Annotated in this window: 9 protein-coding genes; 3 read left to right on the top strand and 6 right to left on the bottom strand. The window is 63.2% G+C overall.

Annotated elements, in window-relative coordinates; translation table 11 throughout:
- Window positions 1-1,125, top strand: a protein-coding gene (locus B3T77_RS00740) for an IS3 family transposase (RefSeq protein ID WP_292076137.1) whose coding sequence is annotated in 2 segments (ribosomal slippage) — window positions 1-188 and window positions 188-1,125 — 1,126 coding nt annotated over the 2 segments. Because the reading frame shifts where the segments join, the coding sequence is not laid out codon by codon here. This gene is flagged as partial in the annotation.
- Entirely contained in the window at window positions 1,043-1,771 is a 729-nt protein-coding gene (locus B3T77_RS00735) for a dihydrofolate reductase family protein (RefSeq protein WP_292076135.1), read from the top strand. The genes B3T77_RS00740 and B3T77_RS00735, both read left to right, overlap by 83 nt.
- Window positions 1,772-2,033: 262 nt before the next feature.
- Here the strand turns inward: B3T77_RS00735 and B3T77_RS00730 are convergent, their stop codons facing one another.
- The gene (locus B3T77_RS00730) at window positions 2,034-3,329 is read right to left on the bottom strand and encodes a cation:proton antiporter (protein WP_292076133.1); all 1,296 of its coding nucleotides are present in this window, start codon (window positions 3,327-3,329) and stop codon (window positions 2,034-2,036) included.
- A 261-nt stretch (window positions 3,330-3,590) separates the two neighbouring features.
- Here B3T77_RS00730 and B3T77_RS00725 point away from each other — a divergent pair, with 261 nt between their 5' ends.
- Window positions 3,591-3,989, top strand: a complete 399-nt coding sequence (locus B3T77_RS00725; protein ID WP_312185632.1) for a putative quinol monooxygenase — start codon at window positions 3,591-3,593, stop codon at window positions 3,987-3,989.
- 813 nt (window positions 3,990-4,802) lie between these two features.
- Here B3T77_RS00725 and B3T77_RS00720 read toward each other — a convergent pair.
- The 5 genes from B3T77_RS00720 to B3T77_RS00700 form a co-directional block, all read right to left on the bottom strand.
- Window positions 4,803-5,942, bottom strand: a complete 1,140-nt coding sequence (locus B3T77_RS00720) for a sensor histidine kinase (RefSeq protein WP_185225696.1) — start codon at window positions 5,940-5,942, stop codon at window positions 4,803-4,805.
- Window positions 5,939-6,514, bottom strand: coding sequence for a chemotaxis protein CheB (locus B3T77_RS00715; protein ID WP_165116476.1), 576 nt, complete (start codon window positions 6,512-6,514; stop codon window positions 5,939-5,941). Before B3T77_RS00715 ends, B3T77_RS00720 begins: the two co-directional genes overlap by 4 nt.
- Window positions 6,511-7,335: a CheR family methyltransferase gene (locus tag B3T77_RS00710; RefSeq protein ID WP_185225695.1), complete on the bottom strand. Its 825-nt coding sequence runs from the start codon at window positions 7,333-7,335 to the stop codon at window positions 6,511-6,513. The genes B3T77_RS00715 and B3T77_RS00710 overlap by 4 nt, the downstream gene beginning before the upstream one ends.
- Window positions 7,336-7,338: 3 nt before the next feature.
- Window positions 7,339-10,761 carry a response regulator gene (locus B3T77_RS00705; protein WP_292076129.1) on the bottom strand — a complete coding sequence of 1,141 codons (3,423 nt, stop codon included), beginning with the start codon at window positions 10,759-10,761 and terminating at the stop codon, window positions 7,339-7,341.
- Between the two features lie 219 nt (window positions 10,762-10,980).
- Window positions 10,981-11,712, bottom strand: a 732-nt coding sequence (locus B3T77_RS00700; RefSeq protein WP_292076127.1) for a hypothetical protein, incomplete at its 5' end; no start/stop codon positions are given.

Genomic DNA, 11,712 nt, shown 5'->3' with positions numbered 1-11,712 from the left:
AGCGACGGCGGAGGTGTGCCGGCGGCACGGGGTCAGCTCTGCGACCTTTTACAAGTGGAAGGCCAAGTTCGGCGGGCTCGACGTGTCGGAGGCTCGGCGGCTGAAGGCGCTTGAGGATGAGAATGCTCGGCTGAAGCGGATGCTGGCGGACGCGATGCTGGACAACGTGGCGCTGAAGGACCTGCTGGGAAAAAAATGGTGACGCCCGCCGGTTGGCGCGAGGCGGCTGGCCATCTGCAGGCCGCCTACGAGATGAGCGAACGGCGGGCGTGCCGTGTCCTGGGCGTCGATCGGACGAGCGTGCGCTATCAGGCGACGCGCCCGGACGACGGCGCTCTGCGCGACCGGCTGAAGGCCCTCGCCCAGGAGCGTCGCCGGTTCGGCTATCGGCGCCTGCACGTCCTGCTGCGACGCGAGGGCCATGCGGTCAACAGGAAGCGGGTTCAGCGGATCTATCGCGAGGAGCGACTGACGGTGCGCCGGCGCGGCGGCCGGAAGCGAGCGATGGGCACGCGGCGGCCACTGGACCTGCCGCTGGCGCCCAACCAGCGCTGGTCGCTGGACTTCGTCGCCGACCAGATGACGGACGGGCGGCGCTTCCGCATCCTGACGGTGATCGATAACTGCACCCGCGAATGCCTGGCGCTGGTGGCCGACACCTCGCTGTCGGGCGCGCGGGTCGTGCGGGAGTTGGACGCCGTCATCCGGCAGCGAGGGCGGCCCGACACCATCGTCAGCGACAACGGGACGGAATACACTTCGAACGCGGTCCTGGCCTGGGCCGACGACACCGGCGTCGGCTGGCATTACATCGCGCCCGGCAAGCCCCAGCAGAACGGCTTCAACGAAAGCTTCAACGGACGCCTGCGCGACGAGCTGCTGAACGAGACGCTGTTCCGATCCTTGCCGCACGCCCGCGCAGTGCTGGAGGCGTGGAGACGCGATTACAACGAACGGCGTCCGCACTCGAAGCTCGGGTGGCTGACGCCGCAGGCTTATGCAGAAGCGCTCAGCGGACAGATCGGCCGGTCCGCTGCGCTGGTTGGGGGCTGCGCTGACCGGCCTCTTGCCAACCCCGACAACCCCAGCTCAGATCAACCCAGGACTCTCGTTATGGCTGGATGAGAAACGGGGGTCACGTCACGTCGACCATCAGGAAGGCATCGCCGACGACGAGACGCACGCCTTTTTTACCCGCTTGATGGACGAGAACGGCGCGATGCTCTCGGGTCGTGTGACCTACGAGATGATGGAGAGATACTGGCCTACCGTCGCTAGTGGCGAGGTGGATGCACCTGCGGCGATCCGCGAGTGGGCGGTCAAGCTGGAAGACAAACCAAAGTATGTGGCGTCAACGACGCGTACGACGTTCCCGTGGACAAACAGCCACCATCTTGGCAGCGACTTACATGCGGCGGTGCAAGCGCTGAAGGACGCTACGCCGGCTGGCGTGCTCCTCGGCAGCGGCAAGCTGGCGACGGAACTAGATCGGTTGAATCTGATCGACGAATACAAACTCGTCGTTCATCCAAGGATCGCAGGGCACGGTCCGACCCTTTATCACGCCGGCTTGTCCGCAACACGCAGACTAGAACTGCTCTCGACCAAGCCTTTCAGTAACGGCGCGGTCGCTATGCATTACCGAGCTCATTGTTTGAAAGTTGGGACGATGTCCGCTTCCCACCCGAGGCGGACATCGGCCCAGCCGATTACGCTAGTGCGATCTGGGGTATTCGCATGTCAAAGTCGCCTGCTGGATCGTTCGAACTGACCATGGGCAGTGATGTCCAGCGTGACGGCATGTTCCTCGAACTGTCGGATGGGGTGATCGAACACGCGCCCTTGGCAGAGGTTTTCTACGCTGACGCAAACGGTCAGATGACCTTGGCGACGTTTGATAACGGAAGCATCCCCCTTGAAGTCGTGGAGTGGCTCATCTCGGAAGCTAAGCGAAGGCTACAGCCAGTCGATGACCGCTAACCACCCGTAGCGGACATTTGAGGTGCCTGATCCAATCGGCCTTGGTCACAAAGTCAGGCTGACGTTCCTCGCCCCGACGTTTCGGCCTGCACCCCATCCGCCTCTGCATCCGGATCGCGGCCTTCGCTGCGGTCAAACCATCGCATCACCGGCGTGACCGTGATCCCGTGCAGCAGGATCGACATCAGGCAGATCAGCCCCACGATGGCCCACAGCCGGTCGTCGCTCTCGAACGGCGCGGCGTTCAGCCCATAGGCCAGATAGTAGAAGGACCCCACGCCCCGGATCCCGAAGAAGGCCAGAATCAGCTTCTCGCGCATCGGCCGCCTCCAGCCGATGAAGCCGATCATCCCGGTCAGAGGCCGCACCACCAGCACGATCGCCAACGCCACCATCGCATCCAGCGGCCGCAGCGGCGCCAGCAGGCCCGACGCCAGCGCACCGCCGAACAGCACCAGCACCACCATCATCGCCATACGCTCGATCTGCTCGATGAAGTCGTGCATCTCGACTTGGAAATCGTGGTCCCGGTCGGCGTGCCGGAACGCCAGCGCCGTGATGAACACCGCCAGAAAGCCGTAGCAGTGCAGCATCTCCGTCACCGAGTATGAGATGAAGGTCGCCGCCAGGGCGATGAACCCGTCGCGCGTCGCGGCCAGTCGAGTGCTGACCGGAATGGTGAAGGTCAGCCAGCCGAACAGCCAGCCGATCGCCCAGCCGATGCCCAGCCCGGCGCCGATTTCCCACAGCACGCTGACGGTCAGCCACTCTACGAACCAGTCGTCCTTCTGGCCCGCCGCCACCAGGGCCAGGGCGATGGCCAGGTTCACGAACGGGAACGCCAACCCGTCGTTCAGCCCCGCCTCGGACGTCAGGCCGAACCGCACCTCGTCTTCACGCCCTTCGCCCGGCGCCGCCACCTGGATGTCCGACGCCAGCACAGGATCGGTCGGCGCCAGCGTGCCGGCCAGCAGGATCGCCCCCGCCAGGCCCAGCCCCAGGACCGTCCATCCCAGCAGCACGATCGCCACGATCGACAGCATCATGGTGACGCCCAGCAACCGCCAGGTCACGCCCCATCGCCTCGGATTGAAGATCCGGTCGATCTTCAGCCCTGCCCCCATCAGGGCGATGATCACCACGAACTCGGTCAGCCGCTCGGTGATCTCGGGATAGGTCTGCGGCAGCGGATCGAACCCCACCTGCGGCAGGCTGAACAGCGCGGCCCCAATCCCGACGCAGACGATCGGCAGCGAAAGCGGCGCGCGCCGGAACACCAGCGGCAGCCACGCCACCAGCGCGACCAGCGCCCCCACCACAAACAGCATGAGGATATAGGGATCGGGCATGGCTCTCCGGAGGATCGACAAGGCGTCGTTCCCTTAATGCGGCAACGCCCGTCCGGTTACCGGTCGTTTCTAGAGGCTATGGTTCCACGCCCCGTTGTTTCGATGAGGAACGTCCACTAATCACCCCGATTTGGCGTCAAGGGCGACTGCTTTCCGGCCTAACGGCCAACATCCGCGTTCGGCGCCAAAGCCCAGGACCGAAATCGACCCGTTGCGGAACTATCCGCTTGTCTCGATCCATCGGCCAGCTAACGTATTGCGATGGAAATCAGCCGCAGAATCGTCGTTGCTGGCGTGGGCTTGGCCGTCACTTCACCGCTTCGCGCGTCTGCTGCGGACATGGAAAGTTCATCGATGTACGGCTTGATCGGCAAAATGACAGCGCAGCCAGGTCATCGCGACGAGCTGGTCAGAGTCCTCATCGAGGGTGTAAGCGGACTGCCGGGCTGTTTGAGCTACATCGTTGCTTTGGACCCGCTAGAGCCGGAGGTGATTTGGATCACAGAGGCATGGCAGAGCAAGGAAGCGCAAGGCGCGTCACTCACGCTTCCGGCGGTCCGCGATGCCATCTCGAGAGGGCGACCGATGATCGCGGGAATGTCGAGGGTGGCCGAGACGGCGCCCGCAGGAGGGTACGGCCTCTCGGCGCCTGCCCACTAACATCCGCTTCCCACCCAAAGCTGACCATCGCCGGGCCTGCTTCAGGGCCCGGCTTAGGGTCACAAGTCGATTTGCTCTGACATCTCCCAGGCGTCATCCACCTCGATACCGAGATATCTGACTATGCTCTCCAATCTCCTGTGGCCGATCAGGAGCTGGCATGCGCGAAGATTGCCTGTCATTCTTGTGAATGAGCGAGACCTTAGTGCGTCTAAGGCTGTGAGCGCCGTACCCTTAGGGCTCTAGGTCAATCAACGGCGCCATCGGTCTATCAGCCCAGCATACGGCCTGGCGCCGATGTGCTGGCCGCACCGGCTCCGGCTTGGGAACGGCCAGTCGTCTTCAGGCTGGCGCCGCACACTCAGGCGAGCAGCGATCGCATCACGCGCAGGCTCGGTGATCTCAACGGGCACAGGTCTCCCGGTCTTCTGTTGGATGACGACCGACCGCTGACGGAGAACACCGCCTCTCGCCGCATCGCTCACGCGAAGTCGGACCAGGTCGCAGGCGCGTAGTTTCGAATCCAACGCGCAGTTGAACATGGCGAGGTCGCGAAATCTCCTGGCCACACTCAACTGTTGTCGGATGGACCAGATGAGCTTGGGCTTAAGCGGCGCCTTGGGGCCGATTAGACGGCCGGCGTTCCCTGAGGGCTTCGGTTGTAGGAACAGGTCAGACTGTCGCATGCCCCCTTCTCTGAGGTCGCCTGCCTGTCGTGACGCCTGCTTCCAGATAATGAACTTCTGTGCGCCAGTCCCAGACATTCACTGCCGCATTGTTTGGCAATAGCCGCGCCTACTCCGACGGTCGATGCTATGCTGAACGCGGCAACCGTATGGTGAAACAGCTGCCGGCGCCCGGACCGTCGCTTTCCACGCGGATGTCGCCCTTATGCAGATCGACCAGTTGGCGGACCAGGGCCAGACCGATGCCAAGGCCTTCGCTGGATCGATCGTCGGGCCCCTTCAACTGCGTGTACAGCTCAAAGACCCGAGCTTGCATATCCTTGGAAATGCCGACGCCAGTGTCGGAGACGGCGACTTCGACGTAGTCGGGCCCGGCGTTCGCCCGGAGCTGGATCGTCCCGCCCGACGGAGTGTATTTGGCTGCGTTGGTCAGCAGATTGCTGACGATCTGCGATAGGCGGGTGAAGTCGGCTGTGACCCATACGGCTTCCGTCGGTAGGTCAAACGTGAAGGCATGCCCACCCGCGTCGATCCTGGGACGGCTTGTATCGATCGCGGAGTCCAGCACGGTCTTTAACTGCACCCGTTCGAAGCGCAGGGCGATCTTGCCCTGATCGATCCTCGAAACGTCAAGCAGATCCTCGACAAGCCGCGAGAGGTGAAACACTTGGGTCGCCATCCGCTCCCGGATGACGGCGGCTTGATCTGGCTCGCCGGCGCGATCGAGCAACTTCAGCCCTGCGTTCAGGGCCATGATGGGATTGCGTAGCTCATGACCCAAGACCGCCAGGAACTCGTTCTTGCGTTGATCTGCGGCGCTCAAGGCCGTCGCATGCACGTCCAATTCGTCTCGTTGCAGGCGTATCCGCTCACGCTGCTGATAGAGTTCAATGAAGATCTCCGTCTTCATTCGCAGGATATCAGGCTCGATCGGCTTCTGGATAAAATCGACCGCGCCGGCCTCATAGCCGCGAAACCGGCGCTGCTGTTCTGCGCTGCCCGCCGTGACGAAGATGATGGGGACATGACGGACCCGGGCGTTGCCGCGCATGAATTCGGCCAGTTGGAAGCCGTCCATGCCAGGCATCTGCACGTCTAGGAGGGCGAGAGCGACGTCTTCGGCAAGGAGCAGCTCAAGCGCCTGATCTCCGGACTTCGCCTTGAGCAGGTGGAGACCTTCGCGCTGGAGCAAAGCCTCAAGCGCGAGGATATTTTCCTCGAGATCATCAACGAGAAGAACCTTTATCGGGGTGTCGAGGGTCGTCATGCGGCTTCGAGTTCCACCAGATAGTTTGCGATGTCCGCCAGACTCATGGCCGTTGCGCCCGCGCAGGCCGCGAGAGCGGCTTCTGGCATCGCTGACGCATAGGCCTCTGACGGGCGTTCGACGAAGGCCTCGCCACCCCTTTCCATAACGGCTCTCAGTCCGGCGGCGCCGTCGTTGTTGGCGCCCGTCAGCACGACACCGATCAGGCCGGCTCCATAGGCGTCGGCGGCGCTTTCGAAGAGAACGTCAATCGATGGGCGAGAATAGTTGACCGGCTCATCCGAGGACAGGGCCAGCCCGCCATCTCGCTCGACCAGAAGGTGATAATCGGGGGGCGCAAAATAGACGGTTCCAGGAAGGACCCTTTCCTTGTCCTCGGCTTCAAGCACCGCAAGGGCGCAGCTCGCTTGAAGCAGCGGCACGAGACCATTGCCTCGATCCGGGGGGACATGGACCGCGATCAGAATGGGCAAGGGATAGTCCGCTGGGAGGATGGGAAGGATGGCTAAAAGCGCCTGGACGGCGCCGGCGGAAGCGCCGATCACCACCGCGCGTTGTGATGGGACACTCATGCGCCTAGCCTTCGGTAGAGCTTTTCCTGGAGGACGAACTCAGAAAATTCGCCGGCGTGGGCTGAAAACCTCAAACTTTCCTTGGAGCCGAGGCCGAGGAAGCCTCCGCGTGGCAGGGAGTTCTTGAACAGGCCGATGGCGCGATCCTGCAGGGCGCGATCAAAATAGATCATGACATTGCGGCAGGAGATCAGTTGCATCTCGGCGAACACCGCGTCCGTGACCAGGCTGTGATCGGAGAAGACGACCCGGGCGCTGAGGCTACGGTCGAAGACGGCCCGCCCGTAGTCGGCCGTATAGTAGTCGGACAGGGACGAACGTCCGCCCGACTTCTGGTGGTTCTCAGTGAATTTGCGCAGCCGATCGAGGGCGTAGACCCCGGCTTCCGCTGCGCGGAGCGCATCGGGATTGATGTCGGTCGCGTAGAAGAGGGTGCGATCATACAGCCCTTCCTCCTGGAACAGGATGGCCAGGGAGTAGACTTCCTCGCCGGTGCTGCACCCCGCGATCCAAACCTTGAGCGACGGATAGGTGCGCAGATGTGGAAGCACGGTCTCGCGCAAGGCTTTGAAATAGGTCGGATCGCGAAACATCTCGCTGACTTGCACAGTCAGATAGCCCAGCAGCCGGGGCAGCATCGTCGGGTCGTGCAGGACAGCGTCCTGCAGCGCGGTCAGCGTCGGATAGCCCATCTGGTCGCGGGCCTGGACCAGCCTCCGCTTGATCGACGCACGGGCATAGTGACGGAAGTCGAAATGATAGCGCTGGAACAGCGCCTCCAGCAGCAGTTGGATTTCGAGGTCTTCGAGAGTGTCGGCCATGGATCAGCACGGCATCCACACGCGGACCAGAGAGAGCAACCTATCGACATCCAGGGGCTTGGCCATGTAGTCGTTGGCCCCTGCTGCGAGACAGCGTTCCTGGTCGTCCGGCATGGCTTTGGCGGTCAGCATCAGGATCGGCAGGCCGCCCCAGCGTCCATCGCTCCGGATGCGCTGTGTCGCGGTGAGCCCGTCCATGACCGGCATCATCACATCCATCAGAACGAGGTCTATGGCGGGTGCAGAGGCGGCGGACGCATCGAGCGCGTCGAGCGCTTCCTGCCCGTTGCGCGCGATCTGCACGACGACGCCGCGCGGTTCGAGGACGCTGGTGAGGGAATAGATGTTTCGGACATCATCCTCGACGACGAGGATGCGCCGGCCTTCCAGCACGGCGTCTCGATTTCGCGCCTTCTGGATCATGCGCTGCTGTTCGGGCGGCATGTCGGCGACCACCTGGTGGAGGAACAGCGAGACCTCATCCAGCAGGCGTTCCGGCGACTTGGCGCCCTTGATGATGATTGAGCTGGAGTAGCGGCGCAGTTGTTGCTCGTGGTCCGCCGTCAGATCCTGGCCGGTATAGACGATCACCGGCGGATAGGCCTGCTGACCGTTCAGACTGAGCGTCTCCAGCAGCGAGAAGCCGGAGGCGTCGGGCAGGGACAGGTCCACAACCATGCAGTCGAAGGTCTGCTGTTCGAGGGTTTGAAGGCATTCCGCCGCCGTGCCCACCCCAACCGTCTCGACCCCGCCGCTCGACAGAAGGGCTCTCATGGCCTCGCGCTGGACGGCGTCATCCTCCACGATCAGGACTCGTCGAACGGTCCGGGTGAGGTTCTCCTCCAGGGCCCGAAGGACATCCGCCAGCGCCTCACGTTTGACCGGCTTGGTGAGATACCCCATCGCGCCAAGCGCGCGCGCGGTCGTGGCATGGTCTCCAGCGGACACCACATGAATCGGTATATGGCGGGTCTGGTCGTCGCGCTTCAGCGTGTCCAGGACCGTCAGACCGGACTGGTCAGGAAGGCCGACGTCAAGGACGATGGCGCTCGGCCGGTACTGTTTGGCGAGCTTGATCGCGTCCTCGCCATTACTGGCCACAAGACACTGGAACGCCATTTCGCGCGACAGGTCCCGGACGATGGCGGCGAAACGATCGTCGTCTTCAATGACCAGCAACGTGCGCCGGTTCACGGCCAGCGCGTCCCGATCATCCTCAACCGCGCGGGGCAGGACAGCGGGCGACGATTTCGGGGCGGCCTGCGTGACTGAGGACGCCGCGGGTTGCGGAGCAAAGGGCGCGCGCGACGCAACCTGAGCGGCGTCGTAGGCGAGGGGCGCGCTGAGGGTGAAGGTGCTGCCTTTGCCGGGCTTGCTTTCCAGAGTGATCGCGCCTCCGAGCAACCGAGCCAGTTCCCTGGAGATCGAAAGTCCGAGCCCCGTCCCGCCGTACTTGCGGCTGATCGTGCCGTCGGCCTGCTGGAAGGCTTCGAAGATGCTGTTCTGCTGTTCGCGCGAAATACCGATTCCGGTGTCTTTCACCGAAAAATCCAAGCCCCGGTCGCCGGGCGCGATCCTCAGCTTTACGCTCCCCTTCTCTGTGAACTTGAAGGCGTTCGAAAGCAGGTTCTTAAGGATCTGTTCCAGACGTTGACGGTCCGTCTCAACCAGATCGGGCGTCCCCTTGGCGACGTCGATCGTGAAGTTCAGCCCCCGCTGGTCTGCAATCGGATCGAACAGCTGGCGCAAGTCGCCGGCCAGTCTCTGGACCGAAACAGCTTCGGGACGGATCTGGACGTGCCCGGCCTCGATCTTGGAGAGGTCGAGAATGTCGTTGATCAACGTCAACAGATCGTCGCCCGAGGACTGAATGGTCCGGGCGTAGCGAACCTGCTCTTCGGACAGGTTTCCGTCGCTGTTGTCGCCGAGAAGCTTCGACAGGATCAGCAGGGAGTTAAGAGGCGTCCGGAGTTCGTGGGACATGTTGGCGAGGAAGTCGGACTTGTACTGGCTGGCCGCTTCGAGCTCCCGGGCCTTGAGGGCCAGATCGGCGCCGGTCCGTTCCAGGTCGTCGCGCTGTCCCTCCAGAACCTGTGCTTGCTCTTCCAGCTGGCTGTTGGTCTGTTCAAGCTCCACCTGCTGCTGCTCCAGCCGCACCTGGGATTCCTTGAGCGCGCGCCCCTGCTCCTCCAACTCCTCGTTGGAAACCCGAAGCTCTTCGCTCTGCACCTGTAGTTCCTCGGACTGGCGCTGGGTCTCTTCGAGGGCGTTCTGAAGATCCAGACGATAGCGCGCCGACCTGAGGGCGACGCCTATCGCAGCCGCACTTTCGTCCAGCAGCCGAAGGACCTGCGGTCCCGGGGCATGGATAAAGCCCAACTCGATCACGGCGTTGATGACGCCATCGGCGTTCGCAGGGGCGATGACGAGATGACGCGGGTCATCCCGTCCCAGCGCGGATCCAATAGTCAGATAGCCTTGAGGGACATCCGTCAGCAGCACTGACGCCCCATCAGCGGCGACCTGGCCCAGAAGGCCCTCCTTAAGTCGGAACTCCATAGGCACGGGCGCGTCTGATGGAACGCCCAGGGTGGCGGCGCGGCGGAAAACGCCGCCTTCGCCCTTGAAGATCGCTGCGGCTTGAAAGTCGACATATCGAGCCAGGAAGCCCAAGATGCTGTCGGCCAGCGCCTCGATGGTCTTGTCGCCGCTCATTGCTTCGGCGAGCCCAACCTGTCCGGCCTGAAGCCACTCCCGCCGGGCGCGTTCCCGCGTGCTGTTGCGGATGAGCAGGAACACCCCGACGGTGAGGGCGGCGCCGAGCAGGGCGGACAGGATTCCGGTCAGCAGGGCGGTCCGGTAAGCGACCTCCATCTCAGACAGCCACTGTCGCCGCTGCTGCGCGACGTCGGCGCGCATGATGGCCAAGCGTTCCCGGATCGCATTCATCGCCGTCCTGCCGCGGTCGGTTTCGATCATCGCGACGGCCGCCGCGAGGCCGCCCGTACGCCGCGCTTCGATTCCCCGGGTCAACTGCTCCATCTTGACGCCGACATGGCGCTTGACCTCTTTGAGGTTGGCCTGCTGCGCTGGGTCGCGCGAGGTCACTTCGGTGAGGATCGCGAGGTCACGGTCCATTGCGGCCACGGCGTCTTCGTAGGGCTCAAGATAACGGTCTTGGCCCGTGAGAAGGTAACCGCGCTGTCCCGTTTCAGCGTCCTGCACGGTCGACAGGACCTGGTCTATGGCCACCAGTGTCGTATGGGTTCCAACCACCTTCTGACTATTGGCGCGCAGGCCCTGGACGTTGAGGTAGGCGACGACGCCGCTAATCAGGAAGAAGGCGAGAACGAGCACGACGCCCACTCCGACCCAAATTTCGACCTTCGATCGAATGCGTCCAACGCCATGCTGCGTCTGAGCCAAGCTCGCTCTCCAACCCGAAAAGTTCATTCCGCCCGTCCATAGCTGCAAGCCACACCTGGGCAAACAGTGCTGAGGACGCCACCGCTGTTTTCATAATTTCCCTGACCGAAAGCGGACGTCACCAACCGCCGCTTTGAGTCAGACTGAGACATTCGCCGTCCGCGCCCTGCCCGCTCAGTGCATTTGTCCACATCTACCCTGAAACAGCAGTTCGGCCGCTCAGCAGGTCAGCAGCTCGGGCAGATTGACCGGGTCATAGCTCTCTCCAACCTTGGCGTAGACGACCGTCGCATCCACGTCGCCCGTGTAGCGAACCCGCATCGACTTGCCCTTCTGGCCAGGCAACAAGACCCCCTCCATGCTCTTGGTCTCTCCCTCTTCGCGCGCCCCGCCGTCGCTGTAGGAGGTCGGGATCTGATCGATCCGCACGACGGGCTTGTCGGGGGTGAGTTCGATGACGTGTGCCCAGGTGCAGGTGTAGCCCTGCCAGGTCCCGCCTGCCTCTGCGACCAGTGTCGGTGACGGGGTAAGGTCAGTCCGGATCTTCCATTCTGGCGGGGCTCCCCACGTCCCCGAAACGAGAAATCCAGGCCAGCTGCCGATGCGCGTGAAACTGTCTCCGGTGCGCTGCAAATAGTGGATGGAGAGTGAGCCTGAATTGACGTGGCCCTCCCCACCCTGCCCGTCCGAGATGAGAGCGTATCGACCGCCCTCAAGGGCAATCAGCTTGCCGGACCGATAGGTCCGCGTGTCGGCCTGGTTACCTGTGCCTTCGTTACGTTCGATCGGGGGTGGTCCGCCCCATGCGGTCCTGAACGCAAGCGCGGTTAGCTGATCGGGGGTGAGCGGATCCGCTGTCGGCTTGACGACCGCGGCTGCTGATCCGGCTTTAGCGGCAGTGGGGTCCGCCGGCGTTTTTGGTTTAGGCGATTGACGTGACCCCCGTTTCTC

Origin of the sequence: Brevundimonas sp. UBA7838 (assembly GCF_002500885.1) — a bacterium.
In the GTDB taxonomy this organism is placed as follows: Bacteria; Pseudomonadota; Alphaproteobacteria; order Caulobacterales; family Caulobacteraceae; genus Brevundimonas; species Brevundimonas vesicularis_C.
Note: the sequence above shows the minus strand (reverse complement) of the source record. Positions and strands in the feature narration are given on the sequence as shown.